The 21,073-nt window shown below is 61.4% G+C and carries 19 protein-coding genes and 1 riboswitch; of the genes, 12 read left to right on the top strand and 7 right to left on the bottom strand.

From position 1 onward, the window contains the following. Nucleotides 1-402: 402 nt before the first annotated feature. The 10 genes from WNE31_RS13365 (at nucleotide 403) to WNE31_RS13320 (ending at nucleotide 10,097) form a co-directional block, all read left to right on the top strand. Nucleotides 403-936: a DUF3305 domain-containing protein gene (locus tag WNE31_RS13365; protein ID WP_349980359.1), complete on the top strand. Its 534-nt coding sequence runs from the start codon at nucleotides 403-405 to the stop codon at nucleotides 934-936. Beyond that, nucleotides 933-1,547 (top strand): DUF3306 domain-containing protein, encoded by a 615-nt coding sequence (locus WNE31_RS13360; protein ID WP_349980322.1) that lies wholly within the window; start codon nucleotides 933-935, stop codon nucleotides 1,545-1,547. The genes WNE31_RS13365 and WNE31_RS13360 overlap by 4 nt, the downstream gene beginning before the upstream one ends. 14 nt (nucleotides 1,548-1,561) lie before the next feature. Continuing rightward, entirely contained in the window at nucleotides 1,562-2,176 is a 615-nt protein-coding gene (locus WNE31_RS13355; RefSeq protein WP_349980320.1) for a TorD/DmsD family molecular chaperone, read from the top strand. A gap of 49 nt (nucleotides 2,177-2,225) precedes the next feature. Then, nucleotides 2,226-2,417 carry a twin-arginine translocation signal domain-containing protein gene (locus tag WNE31_RS13350; protein WP_349980318.1) on the top strand — a complete coding sequence of 64 codons (192 nt, stop codon included), beginning with the start codon at nucleotides 2,226-2,228 and terminating at the stop codon, nucleotides 2,415-2,417. Between the two features lie 106 nt (nucleotides 2,418-2,523). Next, nucleotides 2,524-5,421, top strand: a complete 2,898-nt coding sequence (locus WNE31_RS13345; protein WP_349980317.1) for a formate dehydrogenase subunit alpha — start codon at nucleotides 2,524-2,526, stop codon at nucleotides 5,419-5,421. 15 nt (nucleotides 5,422-5,436) lie between these two features. Next, nucleotides 5,437-6,033: a formate dehydrogenase FDH3 subunit beta gene (fdh3B, locus tag WNE31_RS13340; protein WP_349980316.1), complete on the top strand. Its 597-nt coding sequence runs from the start codon at nucleotides 5,437-5,439 to the stop codon at nucleotides 6,031-6,033. A gap of 83 nt (nucleotides 6,034-6,116) precedes the next feature. Then, complete coding sequence (locus WNE31_RS13335) at nucleotides 6,117-7,316, top strand: formate dehydrogenase subunit gamma (protein WP_349980315.1); 1,200 nt, start codon at nucleotides 6,117-6,119, stop codon at nucleotides 7,314-7,316. 7 nt (nucleotides 7,317-7,323) lie between these two features. Further along, the gene (locus tag WNE31_RS13330; protein ID WP_349980314.1) at nucleotides 7,324-8,613 is read left to right on the top strand and encodes a c-type cytochrome; all 1,290 of its coding nucleotides are present in this window, start codon (nucleotides 7,324-7,326) and stop codon (nucleotides 8,611-8,613) included. Nucleotides 8,614-8,616: 3 nt separating this feature from the next. After that, complete coding sequence (locus tag WNE31_RS13325; RefSeq protein WP_349980313.1) at nucleotides 8,617-8,751, top strand: hypothetical protein; 135 nt, start codon at nucleotides 8,617-8,619, stop codon at nucleotides 8,749-8,751. Continuing rightward, nucleotides 8,748-10,097, top strand: coding sequence for a sigma-54-dependent transcriptional regulator (locus tag WNE31_RS13320; protein WP_349980312.1), 1,350 nt, complete (start codon nucleotides 8,748-8,750; stop codon nucleotides 10,095-10,097). The genes WNE31_RS13325 and WNE31_RS13320 overlap by 4 nt, the downstream gene beginning before the upstream one ends. 19 nt (nucleotides 10,098-10,116) lie before the next feature. Here WNE31_RS13320 and WNE31_RS13315 read toward each other — a convergent pair whose 3' ends face one another. Further along, on the bottom strand, nucleotides 10,117-12,090 hold the full coding sequence (locus WNE31_RS13315) for a sensor histidine kinase (RefSeq protein WP_349980311.1): 1,974 nt from the start codon (nucleotides 12,088-12,090) through the stop codon (nucleotides 10,117-10,119). A 150-nt stretch (nucleotides 12,091-12,240) separates the two neighbouring features. Beyond that, nucleotides 12,241-12,444, top strand: a riboswitch (cobalamin riboswitch). 91 nt (nucleotides 12,445-12,535) lie between these two features. Between WNE31_RS13315 and WNE31_RS13310 the strand changes: the two genes are divergently transcribed. Further along, complete coding sequence (locus WNE31_RS13310; protein WP_349980310.1) at nucleotides 12,536-12,838, top strand: hypothetical protein; 303 nt, start codon at nucleotides 12,536-12,538, stop codon at nucleotides 12,836-12,838. A gap of 49 nt (nucleotides 12,839-12,887) precedes the next feature. On the opposite strand, the gene WNE31_RS13305 is transcribed toward WNE31_RS13310, so the two are convergent. The 6 genes from WNE31_RS13305 to modA all read right to left on the bottom strand — a co-directional run bounded on the left by WNE31_RS13305 (nucleotide 12,888) and on the right by modA (nucleotide 20,171). Next, on the bottom strand, nucleotides 12,888-15,950 hold the full coding sequence (locus WNE31_RS13305) for an efflux RND transporter permease subunit (RefSeq protein WP_349980309.1): 3,063 nt from the start codon (nucleotides 15,948-15,950) through the stop codon (nucleotides 12,888-12,890). 10 nt (nucleotides 15,951-15,960) lie between these two features. Next, on the bottom strand, nucleotides 15,961-16,998 hold the full coding sequence (locus WNE31_RS13300) for an efflux RND transporter periplasmic adaptor subunit (RefSeq protein ID WP_349980308.1): 1,038 nt from the start codon (nucleotides 16,996-16,998) through the stop codon (nucleotides 15,961-15,963). Further along, on the bottom strand, nucleotides 16,985-17,467 hold the full coding sequence (locus WNE31_RS13295) for a MarR family winged helix-turn-helix transcriptional regulator (RefSeq protein ID WP_349980306.1): 483 nt from the start codon (nucleotides 17,465-17,467) through the stop codon (nucleotides 16,985-16,987). Before WNE31_RS13295 ends, WNE31_RS13300 begins: the two co-directional genes overlap by 14 nt. Nucleotides 17,468-17,618: 151 nt before the next feature. Then, nucleotides 17,619-18,710 (bottom strand): molybdenum ABC transporter ATP-binding protein, encoded by a 1,092-nt coding sequence (gene modC, locus WNE31_RS13290; protein WP_349980304.1) that lies wholly within the window; start codon nucleotides 18,708-18,710, stop codon nucleotides 17,619-17,621. Beyond that, entirely contained in the window at nucleotides 18,707-19,402 is a 696-nt protein-coding gene (gene modB / locus WNE31_RS13285; protein WP_349980301.1) for a molybdate ABC transporter permease subunit, read from the bottom strand. The genes modC and modB overlap by 4 nt, the downstream gene beginning before the upstream one ends. Next, nucleotides 19,395-20,171, bottom strand: a complete 777-nt coding sequence (gene modA / locus WNE31_RS13280; RefSeq protein ID WP_349980298.1) for a molybdate ABC transporter substrate-binding protein — start codon at nucleotides 20,169-20,171, stop codon at nucleotides 19,395-19,397. Before modA ends, modB begins: the two co-directional genes overlap by 8 nt. A gap of 225 nt (nucleotides 20,172-20,396) precedes the next feature. Here modA and WNE31_RS13275 point away from each other — a divergent pair, with 225 nt between their 5' ends. Next, entirely contained in the window at nucleotides 20,397-21,062 is a 666-nt protein-coding gene (locus WNE31_RS13275) for a TetR/AcrR family transcriptional regulator (protein ID WP_349980297.1), read from the top strand. Nucleotides 21,063-21,073 lie beyond the last annotated feature (11 nt).

Raw genomic sequence — 21,073 nt, 5'->3', positions numbered from 1 at the left:
CAATATCAATGTTTTGGATGGATTTCCTGATGCCGATCCCTGCGCCATTTTATGCCTCTCTCCCCGGTCAAAACGTACATCAACTAGGCATGATTCCCACCCATCGACAACCGGTTTTCTGAGGCGGCCGCCCGGCGAATCATGTGCGAATCGTGCGCCATGATCCGCAAATGCCTGCAAGACCTCTTTTCCAAGTTTTTTTATCAAGTTAGACAATTCGACCACGCCGCCATACCACGGCATACCGACCTGCCCAAAATGTCCGGACCATCCTTTTATTTAGGCAAAGTGAAAAAACGTCCTTTGCGTGGCGCTGCCGTGACGTCAATGCTGGATATTGAACACACACGCTTGGGGAAGGATCGCGGAGGTTTGGTCCACAATCCGCAAAAATACCAGACGCTGCCGATCGGCATCGTCCTGCGCCGCACACCGGGGGTGACCCGGTGGGCCAAGTGGTCGTGGAAGGCCGTGGGCGTCTTGCCCGGCGCCCCCGATGCCGATTGGAAATTGCTGCGCGAAGACGGCGATCAGGCCGAGTTCCATGCCGCGACGGTACAGATTGAACTGCACGGGGCCGAGACCGACGCCTACCTGCACGGGCTGAATGCGCAGGTGCCCTGCGTTTATGTTGTGATGCGCGAAACTGATGGAGACGAACCTTTCGAGATCGTGCTGGCCACCGCATCGCCCTACGAGGCGCAGGACTACGCCGACAGCGGCGAAGAGATCGTGGAAAAGGTGTCCATGCCCGAGGGGCTGAAACTCTGGGTGCAGGATTTTGTAGACGCCCACCACGTGGAAGAGGAATTCAAGAAGCGTCGCCGCGACAAGAAAGACATTGGACAGGTCGAGGACGGCGTGGGCGATCCGCGCATCCAGCAGATGGCCGATGTGTACCGGTCCCCCAGATCCAGAAAGGCGCGCCTGCAATGAGCTCTGATTTCTGGTCCCGCCGCAAGGCCGCCGTGGAAGCGGAACAGCGCGAAGAGTTGCGCAAACTCGCGCAGGAAAAGGCCGTGGTGCGCGACGAGGCGCTGGCCGAGAAGTCCGACGCCGAAATTCTGGAAGAACTCGGGCTTCCCGACCCCGACACGCTGGGCGAAGGGGATGACTTCAAGGCGTTCCTGACCGAAGAGGTGCCGGCCCGTATCAAGACACGGGCGCTGCGCAAACTCTGGAAGAGCAACCCCGTGCTCGCCAATGTCGACGGGCTGGTCGACTATGGCGAGGATTTCACCGATGCGTCCTGCGTGATCGAGAATCTGCAAACCGCCTATCAGGTGGGTAAGGGCATGACCGCGCATGTGCTCGAGATGGCGCGTCAGGCCGAGGACAAGGCCGACGCAGAGACCGACATGCAACCGGAACAAGCCGCGGAAGCGGACGCAACCCCGCCTGTCGAGGCACCCGAAGAGGCCCCGGCACAGATCGCCACCGCGCCTGCGCCACTGCCCGCCTTTGACAGCGACGCAACAGAAGAAGATACGCCCCTGCCCCCGCGCCGGATGCGCTTTGCATTTGATGACAGCGGGGCCACCGCATGACCGAGGAGAGCCAGATGACCGCCACCGCAAAAGCCGACGCCCCGCGCGTGTCCGAAGAAGACCGCCTGCGCGCCGACCTTTACAACTATCTGGGCGTGATCCTTGCCGGACCGCCGGATGACATGCTGCTGTCGCAGACGGCGGGTCTTTCGGGCGACGACAGTGACCTTGGCACCGCGATCAACGCGCTGGCCAAGATTGCCAGCCTCAGCAAATCCCAGACGATCGAGCGCGAGTTCAACAAGCTGTTCATCGGGCTGGGGCGCGGTGAGTTGCTGCCTTATGCCAGCTACTACATGACGGGCTTCCTGAACGAAAAGCCGTTGGCCACCCTGCGTCAGGACATGGCCGCACGGGGCCTAAGCCGCGCGCAGAATGTCTATGAGCCCGAGGACAATATCGCCTCGCTTATGGAAATGATGGGCGCGCTGATCGTCGGGCGCTTTGGCACGCCGGCCTCGGTCGCGGACCAGAAAACGTTCTTCAACCGCCATATCGCCCCATGGGCAGGGCATTTCTATTCGGATTTGGAAGCTGCCAAGAACTCGGTCTTTTACGCCGCCGTCGGAGCCGTCGGCCGCGTGTTCATGGAGATCGAAAGCGAAGGCTTCCGGATGAGCGCGGAGTGATCCGCATCAAGAGGGCGGGCAACCGCCATAACCAGAGAGGAGGACTCTCATGACCAAGAAAACCGAAGAGGGCGCAAGCCGTCGCGATTTTCTGAAACTGGCCGCGACCAGCGCCCCTGCCGCGGCAGTGGTTGTTGCGACCACCGGGGGCGCTGCAGAAGCGGCAGAACCCGACCTGTCGTCTGACAAGATGCAGGATACCGCGCACACCCGTGCGTATCTCGACAGCGCCCGTTTCTAAGACGGACGGTGTTTTCTGCCGAAGGCGACTGGTTGCGATTGGCCCGACTGCCCGAGGTTTTCGTTAACCCAGCTAAGTCCCGAGAGGGATAGCAAGGGAGGTTTAAATGCTTAGGAAAAAGACCAACGGGGTAGCGAGACGCCCCCAGCGGACAAGTATCCTGTCTGACGTCGCAGAGAAATCTGTCGACCGCCGCGCATTTCTGCGGGGCAGCGGTCTGGCCATCGGTGGCCTTGCCGCAATCAGCGCCACCGGAGGCACGGTGACGCAAGCCAATGCTGCGGCATCCGCCGCGGCTGGCACCGTCGAGACCATCAAATCGGTCTGCACCCACTGTTCGGTCGGATGTACCGTGGTGGCCGAAGTGCAGAACGGCGTCTGGATCGGGCAAGAGCCCGGCTGGGACAGCCCGTTCAACCTTGGCGCACACTGTGCCAAAGGCGCATCGGTTCGCGAACACGCCCATGGCGAGCGCCGTCTCAAGTACCCGATGAAAAAAGAGGGTGGTGAGTGGAAGCGCATCAGCTGGGAACAGGCGATCAACGAGATCGGCGACGGCATGATGCAGATCCGCCAGGAAAGCGGACCTGACAGCGTCTATTGGCTGGGTTCGGCCAAGCATAACAACGAACAGGCCTATCTGTTCCGCAAGTTCGCCGCCTACTGGGGCACGAACAACGTGGATCACCAGGCCCGTATTTGTCACTCGACCACAGTGGCAGGTGTTGCAAACACCTGGGGCTATGGGGCGATGACGAACTCGTACAATGACATCCACAACTCCAAGGCCATCTTCATCATCGGCGGCAACCCTGCCGAGGCGCACCCCGTCTCGCTGCTGCACGTTCTGAAGGCCAAGGAACAGAACAACGCACCGCTGATCGTCTGCGATCCGCGCTTCACCCGCACCGCGGCCCATGCGGACGAATATGTCCGTTTCCGTCCCGGCACGGACGTCGCGCTGGTTTGGGGGATCCTGTACCACATCTTCGAGAACGGCTGGGAAGACAAGGAGTTCATCCGCACCCGTGTCTGGGGGATGGACCAGATCCGCGAAGAAGTCGCGAAATGGACCCCGGAAGAGGTCGAACGAGTCACCGGCACCCCCGGTTCGCAGTTGCGCCGCGTGGCCCGCACCATGGCCAATAACCGCCCCGGCACCGTGATCTGGTGTATGGGTGGCACGCAGCACACCAACGGGAACAACAACACCCGTGCCTACTGCATCCTGCAGCTGGCCCTTGGCAACATGGGCACCAGCGGTGGCGGCACCAACATCTTCCGCGGTCACGACAACGTACAGGGCGCAACAGACCTTGGCGTTCTATCACACACCCTGCCCGGCTATTATGGCCTGTCCAAGGGTGCATGGGCACACTGGGCTCGTGTCTGGGAGGAAGACCCGGAATGGCTGAACGCACAGTTCGACACGCTGGTCGGCAAGGACGGCAAGGAAAAATCGCTGCAGAACCTGCGCGGTATTCCGGTGTCGCGCTGGATCGACGGTGTTCTTGAAGACAAGGACAACATGGACCAGCCGAACAACGTGCGTGCCATGGTTCTGTGGGGCCATGCGCCCAACTCGCAGACCCGTGGGCCGGAAATGAAAACGGCGATGGAGAAGCTGGACATGCTGGTCGTGATCGACCCGTACCCCACCGTCTCGGCCGTTCTGCATGACCGCACCGATGGCTGCTATCTGCTTCCGGCATGTACCCAGTTCGAAACCCGTGGCTCGGTCACGGCATCGAACCGGTCGTTCCAGTGGCGGGATCAGGTGGTTGAGCCCCTGTTCGAGTCGAAAACGGACCATGAAATCATCGGGCTGTTCGCCAACAAGTTCGGCTGGGCCGATCGTCTGTTCCGCAACATTGAAATGGAAGACGAGAACACCCCGAACGTGGAAAGCGTCACCCGCGAATTCAACAAGGGTCTGTGGACGATCGGCTATACCGGCCAGTCGCCCGAGCGTCTGAAGCTTCACATGGCCAATCAGCACACCTTTGATCGCACCACGCTGCGGGCAATTGGTGGCCCTGCCGACGGGGACTATTACGGTCTGCCGTGGCCTTGCTGGGGCACTGCAGACATGAAGCATCCGGGCACGCCAAACCTCTATGACATGTCCAAGCCTGTCTCTCAAGGCGGCCTGACCTTCCGTGCCCGTTTCGGCGTGGAACGTGATGGCGACAACCTTCTGGCCGAAGGCGTCTATTCGGCGAATTCGGAAATTCAGGACGGCTATCCCGAATTCACCATGCAGATGCTGATGGATCTGGGATGGGATGCGGACCTGACAGACGAGGAACGCGCCAGCATCGAAGCGGTGGCCGGTCCCAAGACCAACTGGAAAACCGACCTTTCGGGCGGCATCCAACGGGTCGCGATCAAGCACGAATGCGCGCCCTTCGGGAACGCAAAAGCCCGTGCTGTCGTGTGGACCTTCCCGGATCCGGTGCCGCTGCACCGCGAGCCTCTTTACACCCCACGTCGCGACCTGGTCGAGGATTATCCGACATACGAGGACCGTCAGGCCTATCGTCTGCCGACCATGTATGCCTCGATCCAGAAGAACGATTTCTCGAAGGATTACCCGATTGTCCTCACCTCCGGCCGTCTGGTCGAATATGAGGGCGGCGGCGACGAGACCCGTTCGAACCCGTGGCTGGCCGAACTGCAACAGGACATGTTCGTCGAAATCAACCCGCGTGACGCCAACAACCTTGGTGTGCGGGACGGCGCGCAGGTCTGGGTCGAAGGGCCCGAAGGCGGCAAGGTCAAGGTGATGGCAATGGTGACCGAACGGGTCGGCGAAGGCGTGGCCTTCATGCCGTTCCACTTTGGCGGCCATTTCCAGGGCGAAGACCTGCGGTCGAAATATCCCGACGGGGCTGACCCCTATGTGCTTGGTGAATCCACCAACACGGCACAGACCTATGGCTATGACTCAGTGACCCAGATGCAAGAGACGAAATCGACTCTCTGCAAGATCTGGGCAGCGTAAGGAGGAGAAGAGAAAATGGCAGCAAGAGCAAAGTTTCTCTGCGACGCCGAGCGCTGCATCGAGTGCAACGCCTGCGTCACAGCCTGCAAGAACGAGCACGAGGTGCCCTGGGGCATCAACCGTCGCCGTGTTGTGACCATCAATGATGGCAAGCCCGGCGAACGCTCGATCTCGGTGGCCTGTATGCATTGTTCCGACGCGCCCTGTATGGCGGTGTGCCCGGTCGATTGCTTCTATCAAAACGAAGAAGGCGTCGTCCTGCACTCGAAGGATCTGTGCATCGGTTGTGGCTATTGCTTCTACGCGTGCCCGTTCGGCGCGCCGCAATATCCGCAGGCTGGCAACTTCGGAAGCCGTGGCAAGATGGACAAATGTACCTTCTGCGCCGGTGGCCCCGAAGAGAACCACTCGAATGCGGAATTCTCGAAATACGGCCGCAACCGTATTGCAGAGGGCAAACTGCCGATCTGTGCCGAGATGTGTTCGACCAAGGCACTGCTCGCCGGTGACGGCGACGTCGTGTCGGCGATCTACCGTGAACGCGTCGTAGCCCGTGGCTTTGGCTCGGGGGCTTGGGGCTGGGGTACAGCCTACGAACAGAAAGGCGGCTAACCCCGTCTGCACGGACAGGGCGGCCCCGGTGCGGGCCGCCCGCTTTCGCACTTTTATGCATTCTTATTCAAGGAGGGTGGCCGATGCTTCGCATGGCACTCGCACTTGTCCTGTCGCTGATGGTTGCCATCCCGGCACTCGCGCAGGAATCCGATCGCAGCGCCACGGGTGGCGCGCAGACACTTGAAGACATCATGGCTCGTCAGGCGGGCCAGAAGATCGACGACAGCTTTCGCCGCGATGCCGTCGGCAGCGACGAGAACGCCAAGGGCATCAGCGAACAGCTGGGCACGCTTGGTGGCGTCTCGGACCCCGAACTCTGGCGTGCGCTGCGTTACGGCTCGGCCGACACCACCGTCTCCGCCCGAGGTCAGGCCACGGATGTTCTGATGCAAGACGGCGGCATGTGGTGGCAGGCCTATCGTGACGGTCCGCTGCGCACCTATGGCGGTTGGCTGCTGCTGGGCACTATTGGCGCGCTTGCCCTGTTCTTCCTGTTGCGGGGGCGCATCAAGATTGACGAACCGATGACGGGCCGGACCGTGACCCGGTTCAAGTCGGTGGAACGCTTTGGGCATTGGCTGCTGGCAGGGTCTTTCATCCTTCTGGGGATCACCGGGCTGGCCGTATTGTTCGGGCGGACCTTCATCGCGCCCTATCTGGGCAAGGAATTCAACGCCACGCTGTTGATCTGGTCGAAATGGATTCACAACAACGTGGCCTGGGCCTTTATTGTCGGGCTGGTCATGGTGTTCGTGATGTGGGTTGTGCACAACATTCCGAACCGCACCGATCTGGTCTGGATCCGTCAGTTCGGTGGCATCGTCGGCAAAGCCCACCCGCCCGCCAAGAAATTCAACGCCGGTCAAAAACTGATCTTCTGGTCGGTGATCGTGCTGGGCACATCCATTGCGGTGTCGGGGCTGTCGCTGCTGTTCCCGTTCGAAATGCCGCTTTTTGCCAAGACCTTCGCAATGCTGAATTGGACCGGCCTGCCCGAACTGTTCGGCTTCGGGGTTTTGCCGGAAACCATGTCGCCGCAGGAAGAGATGCAATACGCCCAGCTTTGGCACGCGATTGTGGCCTTTGTCCTGATGGCGATCATCCTTGCGCATATCTATATCGGCTCGGTCGGGATGGAAGGCGCCTATGACGCGATGGGATCGGGCGAGGTCGACGAGGCCTGGGCCCACCAGCACCATTCGATCTGGCTGGACGAGATGCTGGAAGAAGAAAAGGGCAAGGCCAAGGCCGAGCCCGAAGGCGCCGCCCCGGCTGAATAGGCGCCTGATGCCTCACCGTTTCCTCCTCAGCTTTGCGGTGAGCCTCTGGGCGGGTCATGCACCCGCCCAGCAAGACGAATTTGCCACGCTCAAAGGTCATGGCGGCCCGATCATGGACATTGCCGTTTCAGACGCAGGACAGGTGGCCACGGCCAGTTTTGACAATTCCGTCGGCTGGTGGACCGGTACGACCCCGCACTGGCGCGAGGCCCATGACGCTGCGGTCACGGCCCTCGCCTTTGCACCGGACGGAACGTTGATCTCGGCCGGAGATGACTATGCGGTGTTGCGCTGGGATCTTTCCGGCGCCACGGAACTGGGACGTCACAAAGGCAAGGTCAGCGATATCGCCATTTCCCCCGACGGGCAGCAAACCGCCACGGCCAGTTGGGACGGCACCATCGGGTTGTGGCAGGAAGGACAGGCGCCAGTGTTCCTGTCTGCGCATCATGGCGGCGTGAATGCGGTCGCCTATGCGCCGGATGGCAAGACACTTTTTGCGGCCACCATGACGGGACGGCTTGTTGCCTATGACACGGCACCGCCTCATGCCATGCGTCCGTTGGTGTCGCACGGGTTCGGGATCAACCGGATCATCGCGACAGCGGACTGGATCGCCTATGGCGCGGTAGACGGCGTGACCCGCGTGGTATCCCCCGTTGACGGCAGCGCGATTGCCGATTTCACGCTGGACCGTCGCCCGATCCTGTCGATGAGCCATCACGCCGGCACCCACCAGATCGCAGCGGGGGACGGGCACGGCTATATCATGGTGATCGATACGCAGGACTGGCGGATCGCCCGCGATTTCCGGGCCACCCGTAAGGGACCGGTCTGGGCTCTGGCCTATTCGCCGGATGGCACGATGATCTATGCCGGGGGGCTGGATGACGTGGCCTATCGCTGGCCGGTGGCATTGCTCAGCGAATTTGATCCCGCCATCAGCGGCGAGCGCGCCTTTCTGCGGGATGCCGACACCATGCCCAACGGTGAACGGCAGTTCATGCGCAAATGTGCCGTCTGCCACGCTCTGACCCCGCCGCCGTCACGCAAGGCGGGTCCGACACTGTTTGGCGTGTTCGGACGCGCCGCGGGCACGCTTGACGGATACCGCTATTCCGCCACACTGACCGGATCGGACATTGTCTGGTCGGATGATACCATTGACTTGCTGTTCGACCTCGGGCCGGATCACTATATCCCCGGCTCGAAAATGCCGCAGCAACGCATCACCGGCGCACAGGACCGCGCGGACCTGATCGCCTTCCTCAAACGCGCCACAAGTTCGGAGAACTGAAACATGCAAGCCATGCTGGCAGGATTTGCCGCCATCATCGTGATCGCCATAGGGGCGGATATGATTCTGGATGAGGTCGGCTTTGCCGCCTCGGAACGCTTTACCGGAGAGGCCGTGCGGCTGGGGCTCACGCAGTGATCGCAGCCCCTGCCCCCAAAGACGACTATGGAGAAAACCTTGCTGGTGCGTCGATCCTCGTGATCGACGACGAACCCGGCATGCGTAATTTTCTTACCAAAATCCTGACGCCGCGCTGCAAGCGAGTGGAGCAGGCCGCATCGCCCGACGAAGCCTCGCGCATTCTGGACAAGGCGCATTTCGATCTGGTGATCCTCGACAATATCATGCCGAACCGCACCGGCCTTGAATGGCTGCGCGAACAAGGCCGGGTCGGGTTCTTTGCCGATACAATCCTGATCACCGCATATGCCGATCTTGAGACCGCGATCACCGCGCTGCGGGCAGGCGTGGCGGATTTCGTGCTGAAACCCTTTCGTGCGAACCAGATCCTGAACGCGGTGGCCCGCGCGCTGGACCGGAAATACCTGCGGCGCGAGAACTATCTTCTGAAACACGAACTGTCGTCGGAAAGCGTGGCGCGCGGGCGTCTGTTAGGGAAATCGCTGGCGATCGAGGGAACCCGCGAGATGCTGCACCGGCTGGCGCCCCTGCCAACGCCGGTTCTGTTCACAGGTGCCAGCGGCACGGGCAAGGAAATTGCCGCACGTACCCTGCATTCCCTGTCGGACCGGGCCGAGAAACCCTTTGTGGCCGTCAATTGCGCCGCCATCGCACCAGACCGCGTGGGGCAGGAACTGTTTGGCTTGATTGATGCGCACAACAACCGCAAGGACGGGTTGTTCCTGCATGCGGACGGGGGCACGCTATTTCTGGACGAAGTCGCACAGATGCCGGATCAGGTGCAGGCGGCACTATTGCGCGTGCTTGAGGAAAAACGCATTCGCCCGGTCGGGGCCGAGCGCGAAATCCCTCTGAACCTGCGGTTCCTGTTTGCCACCAACGCCAACCTTGAACAGGCGGTTCAGGCGGGCACCTTCCGCGCAGACCTCTATCACCGGATCAACGTCGTGCAGATCGCGATGCCGAACCTGCGCGACCGGGCCGAGGATATTGTCGAGCTGGCCGCAATGTTCATGGAGCAGTTCGCGACCTCTCTCGGGATGCCGCCTCTGGACTTGAACGAAGAGACCCTGCTCAAGTTCAGCCGTTATGACTGGCCCGGCAACGTGCGTGAATTGCGCAATCTGATCGAGCGCTCGGTCATTCTGGGGGCCTTTCCCGACGAATTCAGCGGCAGTGGACCGGTCAGCGGCACACGCGCCATTGAAACGCTGGATCTGGTCACGCAGCGCCATATCATGCACGTGCTGGACGCCTGCGACGGCAACCGCGCCGAGGCCGCGCGCCGTCTGGGCGTGTCGCGCAAAACCATTGACCGCAAATGCGCAAGCTGGGGCGTCTGAGCCCCGGACTTTTCTGGTCTCACAGACTGTCGGAACACGCGGGCAGCCAGACCGTGAACTCCGCGCCACCTGAGGCGCGGTTCTCGACCGAAATCAGACCACCCGCACGCTGGATCAGGGTCTGGCTGATCGACAGCCCCAGCCCCGTACCTTCGCCAAGCTTGGTCGTGTAGAACGGATCAAATACAGACCGCATGACGTCCTCGGGGATACCTGGTCCACTGTCCGCCACCCGCAGCCGCGCGCCGATGGTCCCGTCGCGGGTTTCCGTGTCCAGCGTCAAAACCAGCCGCCCCTGCCCCTCCATCGCCTGCGCGGCGTTGATCACAAGGTTGATGATGACCTGCTGCATTTCGCCCGGCGTCACGCAGACAAACGGTGCATCCTGCAACTGCATATCGACCTTGATCGCCTGCTTGGAAATCACGTGATCCACCAAAACGAGACAATCCTCGACCAGCGGGGCAAGATCGACACTTTCTTCGTGGGTTCCGAACTCGGTCGGACGGGCGAATTGCAACAGCTTGCCCACAATGGCCTCGATCCGCTGCACCTGCCGGTCGATCAGGTCCAGCTCGGTTTCGACGTCACCGGTGGCCTCGGGGGTGAGCGTCTGGCGGATCACGTCTACATTGCCCTGAATGACGGCGACCGGGTTGTTGATCTCATGCGCGACGCCCGCGGTGATTTCGCCAATCGAGGCCAACTTTTCGGACATGACAAGTTGTTTGAACGTCTCTTCCAGTTTCTTGTTGGCTGCGCGCAATTCGGCGGTGCGGCGTTCGACGCGATCGTTCAACTCGTCCGCCCAGGACCGGAGCGCACGGTCGCGTTCCTGTATCTGGTCCAGAAGGGTGTCGAGATGTCCCGCAACCTGCCCGATTTCGTCCCGTGATCCCACATCACCGATGCGCGCATTGAGATCACCCCCCTCGACCTTTTTCATGGTCTGGGTCATGCGTTCAAGCGGCGAAAAGATGCCCTTGGCCAGTAACAGAAAGACCGGCACAGACAGGGTCAGAACCGCGATAAACGCCCCGAGGATCGTCCAATAAGCCGCGCGTTTCGCGGCGGCAAAGGGGGCTTCGAGGAACCCGACATACAGCATTCCGACCCGCTCCCCGAAACTGTCGGTCAGAGGTAGATAGCCCGAGATATACCAATCATTCACCACGAAGGCGCGGTTCAGCCAGGTCTGCCCCTGGCCCAGCACCTTGGACCGCACTACCGCCGAAACCCGCGTGCCCAGGGCCCGGACATCCTCAAACAGGCGGACATTTGTCGAGACCCGCACATCGTCCAGAAACAGGGTCGCCGTGCCCTGACGCGCCTCGCCGGTGCCGTCGTCGCGATAGACAAGGGCGTTGATCGTGTCGATGAACTGAAGATTGCGGTTCAGAAGCATCCCCCCCACCAACACACCTTGATGCCCCTCGATGCGCACCGGGCTGGCGGTGTGTACGACCATTCCGCGATCCTCGAACTGGCGGGTGGTGGGCACGGCGGCTTCGGTGTCGATCAGCGGCAGACGCGCGCGTTCCTCAAGATCGGACGAGATCTGCCACAGGTCGGGGGCCGAAAAAATATCGATATCCGTGGCCAGCTCCCCCCGCGCTGCACGGGCGATCACGGGCCAATCCTCACCCGCCTCGACCGCCTCGTCTAGCGGCATGAAATACAGAAAATCCAGCCGCAGATCCCATTGCCGCTGGGCGAGATACTGGTCGAAAGCCGTGCCGTCGGTCTGGATCACGGTCTCAAAGGTGCGGGATTCGGCGACGCTGCGCACATTCGTGCCCGTCGCGAGGATGATCTGACCCAGATACTGTTCGGCAATGCGCAGGTCGCTTTCCACGTTGGCAATCAGAACCTTGTCGTAATCCGAGGTCCAGCGCGTCATCGCCGTCAACAGCAGCAGGGGCATCAGCACGATCAGCGGCAGCAGAGCCAGCAAAAGCAGGCGCAGCCGTACAGATCCCAGCAGTTTCCCCATGAATGCGCCATCCTTGTTCGCTCACCATATCCACTGTGTCATTTCCGGCAGAGCGAGGGCAAGGGGCAGGTGTGGCGTGACGGGCCGCGAAACCCGCCCCCTGTGGCAGAGGGTCGCCACGAATTGTTGTTGCCACAGCGCGCCGGACACGCCTATCCTGTGTCCGATGGTGCCGGAACGTCAAAAACTCCGGCATAATTGGGAACACGGTGCGGATCACATGATCCAAGGCCGCGACTGCCCCCGCAACTGTAAGCGGTGAGCGCCCCGTCAAGACCACTGGCCCCAGGGCCGGGAAGGGACGGCAAGCTTTGACCCGCAAGTCAGGAGACCTGCCATCGCATATGAACGTAACCCGGGCGGGGTGCCCCGGAGAGGCGCGCATCACCGGGGTTCCCGTTTCTGATCGCCTTTTCCTGCCCCTGCCTCATGCGCGGAGGGCGCTATGCTGATTGCAAGAACACTGACCCAATTGCAGGTCGACATAGAAACACCCGAACGGGCCGAGGAACTGGGCCGGATGGGCTATATCCAGTGGCTGGGCTGGCTGCCGGGCCAGAGCAGCTACGAGGCCGAGGCGGTCAAGGCCTATCTTGTGGCGATGGATTTCATCGAAACCGATCCGGCGGTCGCAGTGTTTTGCGACCTGATCCGGCAATCCCTGCGACGGCCTTTGGTGCCGCTGGATCTCAGACTGCCGAAACCCCGCCGTCGCGGCGGTGCCCGCCAAAGACGCATGGCGCTCTGACGGTGTGCTCGGCCCGCCCCGGCCTGAAAAGGACCGGAGCGGGCTTTGATCAGGCTGGCACGCTGTCGGCCTCAAGCGCAGCTAGTTCCCGTTTCTCGTCACCTCGGAAGAAGACGAGATAGAACACGGGCGCGGCGATCAGGGTCAGGACCGTGGCAAAAGCCAGCCCTCCCATAATCGTCACCGACATGGACACGAAGAACGCATCCCCCAACAGCGGCGCCATGCCCAGAATGGTGGTCACCGCCGCCAGCATCACGGGGCGCAGGCGCGACACGCTGGCCTTGACGATGCTTTCGCGCAGCGGCAGCCCGCTTTCCCGCACGTGGTCGATCTCTTCCACCAGAACGATCCCGTTCTTGATCAGCATCCCAGAGAGGCTGAGCAAACCCAGAAGTGCAGTAAAGCTGAAGGGCAGACCGGTGCCCAACAGCCCGATCACCACCCCGTTGACCGACATCGGCACCAAAAGCCAGATGATGATCGGCTGACGGATCGCATTGAACAGCAGGATCGAGATCAGCACCATGATCAACGCACTGACCGGGAGCTGCGCCCCAAGCGCGGCCTGCGCCTCGGCCGAGCTTTCCAGCTCTCCCCCCCATTCCATGTGATAGCCGGGCGGCAGGTCCATGGCCTCGACTGCGGCCTGAACCTCGGCCTGCACGGCGGCGGCGGTCATGCCGGTCGGAATGTCGCCCCCCACGGTGATGGTCAGAACGCGATCGCGGCGTTGGACCAGCGTGTTCTGAACCTCGTATTCGAACCCGTCCACCATCTGTTCAATCGGCACGGCCTGCCGAGAGTTCGCGGAATAGACCACCTGATCCATCAGGTTGTACCCCGAGTCTTCCGAGCGGCGCACGATGATGGGAATGAGACGGTCCCGTTCGCGGAACACGCCGCCGGTAAACCCGTCGGTCGAGAACAACAGCATGTCGGCGATATCATCGCGGTTCACGCCTGCATTCTGGGCGCGTTCAGTGGCATAGATCGGGCGGATCATCACCTCTTGTTCACGCCAGTCTGTGCGAATGCCCCGCAAGTTGTCCGACGCCTCTTGCATCCGGGCCGCGGCCTCGGTGGCCAGTTCACGCAGGACAACCGGGTCGCTGCCCGACAGGCGCACCTGAATCGGGTCGCCGCCCCCGGGGCCGAAGACAAGCCGCTTGGTGCGGAATTCGCCCTCGGGGAAATGGCTGTTTCCGAACTCTTCGAGATCCTGTTGCAACTTGGGGATCTCGTCGAGGGCATGCGTCCGAATGATCAGGTGTCCGTAACTGGGATTCTCGGGCTGGGATTCATAGGTGAGCATGAACCGCGTGGCCCCCTGCCCGACGAAGGTTGCCACCGAGACCACCTCGTCACGGGCGGCCAGCCAGTCTTCCATCTCGGCCATATGCGCCGAGGTCGTGGCAATCGACGTCCCTTGCGGCAGCTTGTAGTGCACAAAGAACAGCGGCGTGTTCGAGTCAGGGAAAAACTGCTGTTTGACCTGCGAAAACCCGACAAAGCACAGCGCGGTGACCGCCACCAGCCCCGCAATGACAAGCCAACGCATTTTAAGCGCCAGACGCAGACTGTTGCCATAAAGCCGGAAGAACAGCCCACCATAGGCATCATCGTCGCCCGCCTTGCCCTGTTTGAACAGGTAGTGCCCCAACAGCGGCGTCACCGTCAGCGCCAGCAACCAGCTGAGTAGCAGCGAGATCGCGATCACGGCAAAGAGCGAGAACAGGAACTCCCCTGTGGCGTCCGGCGACAGGCCGATCCCGGCGAAGGCCATGATGCCGATCACCGTGGCCCCCAAGAGCGGAATCTGGGTTTTTGAGGCAGCGTCATCCGCCGCTTCGCGCGAGTTCCGCCCATGCAGCATGGCAATCTGCATCCCCTCGGCGACAACAATGGCGTTGTCCACCAGCATCCCCATGGCGATGATCAGCGCCCCAAGCGAAATCCGCTCCATCTCGATGGACCAGAGGTTCATGAACAAAAGCGTGCCAACCACGGTCAGCAGCAGCGTCGTGCCCACTACCACCGCCGCGCGCCAGCCCATGAACACGGCCAGCACGATCACCACGATGGCGACCGACATGGCAAGGTTCACAAGGAAATCATTCGAGGCCTTTTCGACCACGACATGCTGTTGATAGATCGGCAGCAGTTCGACCCCATAGGGGATATCGGCGTCAAGTTCGGCCAGCTTGGCATCCACGCGTTTGCCGACTTCAACGATGTTTTCGTCAGGCAGGCCCGCCACCCCGAGGGTGAATGCCTCGGTCCCGTTGAAGCGCACGATCAGGCCGGGGTCATCCACGCGGCCACGCGACACGTCGGCAATGTCGAACAGGTTCAGCACCGCCCCCCCAACGCCCACGGACAGGCCCGCGATAGCATCGACAGTATCCGACCCATCCGGCGTGAGGATGCGTGTCTTGGCAACACCGTTGTCCACGGCGCCGGCATCCGCAACCGAATCTGCCGTCGCAATTGCGTTGACGATGGCCTCGATCGGAATGCCGGTATTGACTGACAGGGTCATGTCGGGTTCGACAAAGATTGCCTCTTCGGGAAGCCCGCCGACCTCGACATCCGCCACCCCGTCAACGGTCAGCAATTCACGCCGCAGGAAGGTGGCCAATTCGTGCTTTTCCGCATCGGAATAGCCATCTGCCGTAACCGCGAAAAAGATGCCGAATACATCGCCGAACGTGTCGTTGACATACGGTTGCCCCACCCCCTGCGGCAGCGCGCGCGCGGCATCGCGTATGCGTGCCCTGAGATCGGTCCAGATCGCGCCCAGTTCCGCGCCGTCATAGGTCGACTGGATATGCACATCGATCCGGCTGACGCCGGGGCGGTTGGTCGAGGTGATATAGTCCACCTCGCCCATCTTCTGGATCGCGGACTCGAGCGGTTCCGAGACTTCGGTCGCCACCTGTTCGGCGGTTGCACCGGGATAAGAGGTGATGATCACGGCCTGTTTGATCGTGAACGCGGGGTCTTCCAGCCGACCGAGGGAAAAGAACCCCCAGATCCCGCCGAACAGGAACACGAAGATGATCAGCCACGTATATAACGGCTTTTCGATAGAATTGCGGGCGATGTTCATGGCCTGCCCCCTAGTTTCCGAAACCGGCGAAACGGCGCGCCATCTGGCCGTTTTCAAGGGCGCCGCCGCCCGCCATCACGATTTCATCGCCATCTTCCAGCCCCTCGGTGATGCGCGCATCCCCGGTTTGGGTGGGTTCGATCTGAACCGGCGTCCAGACCACCATGCCGTCGGTTGCGTTGGTCGCATCAAACCGCATGACACCCGGATCACCCTGATCGCTCATCACCAGTGCCGTGGTCGGCACGACCATGCCGGTATGCGGCAAGGTCGCCCGCACGATGACCGTCGCCGACGAGCCCGGCAGCACCATCAACCCCTCGGGCGGCTCCATCCCGAAAGAGGCGCGGAATGTCTGACCGACGGTCGAGGTCTCGGCGTCAAATTCGCGGATCATCAGGGGATATTCCTCGTCCGAGATCGGGAACCGCGCCATCACACTGTTCTCGCGGTTCTCGGCGGACCGCTGGAACAGGATTTCGGGCACATCGACCTCGATCCGCAGCTCCGACATGTCATGGATACGCACCACCGGCGTTCCGGCAGCCACGGTCGAGAAGGTCTCGACATTGCGGCTTGAGATCAGACCGTCAAACGGCGCCAGCAGCGTGGCGTGTTCCAGCGACCATTCCGCACTGCGCACCGCAGCCCCGGTCAGGCCAACCTGCGTTTCGGCGTCATCCACCGACGCCTCGCTGACCGTGTTGCCAAGAAGTTTCGACATGCGGTCCAGCGTCCGTTCGGCCTGTTCCTGTTGCAGCAACGCCTGTTCCAGCTGGATTTCGAACTGTTCCTGATCCAGCTTTGCGATCATGTCGCCCTCGGCAACCATGTTGCCCTCGATCACCGGAAACTCGATGATCTGCCCGCCGACCTGAAAGGCCAGATCCACAGATTGCCGGGCCGCGACACGACCGATGAACTGGCGTTCAAGGATGACAGGCTCGGACGAGACGGTCATCAGCTTGACCGGTTTCAATGCGTCCGACGCAAAGACCGGCGCAGCGCATATGGCGAGGATTACCCCAACTACATTAACAATTTTCACGTTTCATCCCCTCTGGTATGCCCTGTTTCAGGATGTTGACACCCGCCTTTGTCGTAATATCGGCAAGGCGGTCGATTTCAGGCCGGGTCAGACCCGACAATGTGGAAAAGGCGCTGGCGGCCTCGGCGATCAGCTTGTTCCGCAGTTTTTCCCCACGCTCGGTCAGTTGCACCCGCCACGCGCGCCGGTCCTTTGGATCACGTTCGCGCAGCACCAGATCGTGCGCCTCAAGCGCCATCGCCGCTGCGGTGACGGTCGACGGCAAGGCCGCCATCTGGGCCGCAAGCACCCCCATGCGTTTGGGTTGGTCCAACCGCACAAGAAGGTGTCGTTCCTGTTTACCTAGCGGCGGATCGGTGGTGACTGTCTGGAAAAACTCGTCCAGCTTCCAGAACATGACGTAGACGCCCATCATCGCCCGCAACTCGGGCGGATAACTGTCGTCCATGAATTCGAACTCGGAAGACATTTTTGAAGTCTCGTTTTAAATTTTGAGTCTTGCGCCCTACATACTTCAGAAAATGAAGCTTTCAATCCCGGAATTGAAAAAGATGGGCATTTTGACTGATCGTGACGGCTAAGGGCGCTGTTCTGCGGGCACGGTGAGCGGGTTGCCCGGGTTACGCGCTGTTTGCGCCAATATCGTCGCGCGCTATAGACACCGTTTTGACCACCACGTGACAGGGCGTGCCTTCCCGCAGCCCCATCGCGTCGACCGACCGCCGTGTGATGCGGGCAAGGATCAGCCCCGCCTTGGTCCGAACCGACGCAATGGCGCCGGGTCCGTCGCCAGCCTGCAGGCTTGCGATCTCGCCCGCCATGATGTTCAGCGCAGAAAGACCCGCGGGATAGTCGCGCGCAAGGATCACATCCTGTGCGGCAATCCTGACACGCACCTGGGTGCCAACCTCCTGGCGGACACGCGGCAGAAACAGCGCCTCGCCGCCCGCCTCCAGCTCGCTCAGCCCGTCGTCATGATGCCGTGCAATCCGCGCCTCAAGCAGCGCGCCAACCCAGCGCACACCGGCGGGCCGGAAGGCCGGATCGCTGAACAGCGTGGTCGCTGGCCCCTGATGGCGCACCTTCCCGTTTTCCAGCGCAACAACCGTGGTGGCAAGACGGGCGACTTCGGACATCGCGTGGCTGACATAGAGGATCGGCACCTCAGCTTCGTCGCGCAACCTTTCGAAATAAGGCATGATTTCGGATTTTCGCGCCTCATCCAGCGCGGCAAGAGGTTCGTCGGCCAAGATCAGGCGCGGCCTGGCCAAAAGCGCCCGGCCAATAGCCACCCTTTGCTTTTCGCCCCCCGAAAGGTTCGGAGTGCGCCGGTCCAGAAGATCACCAAGCCCCAGCATGTCGACCACACGGTCAAAATGCGCCTCGTCGGCCCCACGTGCCGAAAACCAGCGCCCGTAAACGAGGTTCTGGCGCACGTTCAGATGGGGAAACAGGCGCGCATCCTGAAAGATATAGCCGACGCGGCGCTTGTGGGGCGGCTGGCACAGGCCAGAGGCGCTGTCGAACAACACCTTGTCCCGGAGTGTGATCCGCCCCTGCTCGGGCCGCATCAGCCCCGCCACCGCATTTACAACGCTGGTTTTGCCCGATCCCGAATGCCCGAACAGAGCCGTCAGGCCCGCAGGGGCGTCAAAAGCCACGTTCAGCCGAAACCGGTCAAGGGGGTGGTTGATCTGCACGGACAATGTCATGCGCCGCTCACCCTTTTGGCCAGACGTTGCGCCAGAACCTCGGACAGCAAAAGGGCCAGCATCGCGATGGCAATCGACACCATCACAAGGCGCATCGCCGAAGCCTCGCCCCCCGGAATTTGCAGGAAGGCATAGATCGCGGATGGCAGGGTCTGGGTTTGGCCGGGGATGTTTGACACGAAGGTGATCGTCGCGCCGAATTCTCCCATTGCCTTGGCAAAGGCCAACACCGTACCCGCAAGGATGCCCGGCAGGATCATCGGCAAGGTCACGGTGGCAAACACCCAGACCCGCGACGCGCCAAGCGTGGCCGCCGCCTGTTCCAGGCGCGGGTCCACGGCCTCGATCGAGAGGCGCATCGCCCGTACCATCAGGGGAAAGGCCATGATCCCCGCCGCCAGCGCCGCCCCGGTCCAGCGAAAGGCAAAGACGATCCCGATCTGTTCCAGCCAGCCGCCCAAGATCCCACGTGTCCCGAAACCCATCAGCAAAAGGTATCCTGTCACGACCGGCGGCAGGATCAGGGGCAGATGCACCAACCCGTTCAGCAGTTGCTTTCCGGGAAACTGCCAGCGCGCCAATGCAAAGGCCGTAAGCAGCCCCAACGGCAACGCGCCCAAGGTCGCCCAAAACGCGACCTTCAGGGACAGGGCCACCGCCTGCCATTCTTCGGGGCCCAGCCAGTCACCCATCGGTTTTCCCTTCTGGGATCGCGAACCCGTAGCCCTTGAAAACGGCTTGAGCAGCATCGCCTTGCAGATAGGTCAGAAAGGCACCTGCAGCCCCGGTGTTGCTGCCTTTGATGGCGGCAGCCGGATACAGGATCGCAGGATGGCTGTTCTCGGGAAAGCGCGCCACGACGGACACATCATCCGACACCCCAACATCCGAGGCATAGACAATACCCAGGGGCGCCTCGCCCCGCGCAACAAGGGCCAGCGCCGCGCGCACATTGTCGGTTTGTGCGACCCGTGCTGCGACCCCCTGCCAGAGACCAAAATGGTCCAGAGCAGCCTTACCATAAATTCCGGCCGGCACCGCCTGAACCAATGCCATCGCCAAACGCCCCTCGCCCAGCATCGCAGTCAGATCGGTTTGGGGCGAAAGCTCGAAAGCTGGCGTCCCTTGCGGCGCAACCATGACCAGACGGTTGGCCAAAAGACGCAGGCGGGTGTCGGGAGCGATCAGCCCCCTCGTTTCAAGATCGTCCATCCAAGCCTCGTTTGCCGAGATGAACACATCCGCCGGGGCGCCAAAGGCAATTTGACGGGCGAGTATCGACGACCCCGCAAAGGACAGGACGACTTCGTTCCCTGTCGCTGCCTCGTAGAGACCCGCGACATCTTCCAGCGCCTCTTTGAGGCTGGCAGCCGCGAACACGGTCAAACGGTCCGCCGCCGCCCCCGTTGCGGCCAGAGCCCCCCCGCACAGCAGGACAGAAGTCAGAAGACGTTTCAACATCAGCATCTCGCAGGGAAGTATCCGGCCCAAACACGCCCATGCAAGGGATAAATCCCGTTTCCCCGCCAAACATCTCTGCTGAGCCACACAGTTCAGGATTTTCTTCCAATGGGGGGCGGATTTTCTTCTTTTTGAGAACGGGTTGTTCTAGGTTTCATGATATCCCGAAACAAACAACAGGGTTTCAGCTTGCAGAACCAGGACAGCCCCCTCACGAAAGGCGAAATGACCCGCCGCAAAATCAAGACCGCCGCGATGAAGCTTTTTGCTGAAAAGGGGCTCGAAGCGGTGTCTGTCCGGGACATTAACAAGGCTGCCGGTCAGCGCAATGCCGGGTCCATCAATTACCATTTCTCGTCTCGGGATGACTTGATCCGCGAAATCATGATGGATGTCGGCAAGATTCTGGATGATGACCACAGCGCACGCCTCGACCGGATCGAGGCAACGGGCGGGCCGCGTTCGATCCGCGACGTGGCGGATGTGCTGGTCAGCCCAAGCCTGACCGCGGCAGTGGACCAACAAGAGAACCGTCATTCGCTGCGCTTCTTGCAAATGGCGGTAATGAGCCACCGCGACATGCTGATGGAAGCCATGGACAACAGCCCCGGCCTGAACCGGTGTTTGGATCACCTGCGCCGAATGGCCCCTGAGATGCCAGAAGACCTGCTCGATCACCGTATCCGGCTTGGCATGAAGTTCCTGCTGATCACAGGTTCAGCCCGCGAACAGGCCCTGCAAGATGGCGACAACTCGGACCCGTATTGGCAGGAACAATGGGCCCCGGGCAATGTGGAAGACGCCTTTGTCGGCATCATCACCGCGCCCGTGTCGCCGCAGACGCAAACACTTTTTGATCAACGCGACGACACGCAGGATCTGGCCAGCTGACGTGCGACCGT

The organism is Shimia fortis (assembly GCF_040225985.1).
Lineage (GTDB): Bacteria > Pseudomonadota > Alphaproteobacteria > Rhodobacterales > Rhodobacteraceae > Shimia.
Note: the sequence above shows the minus strand (reverse complement) of the source record. Positions and strands in the feature narration are given on the sequence as shown.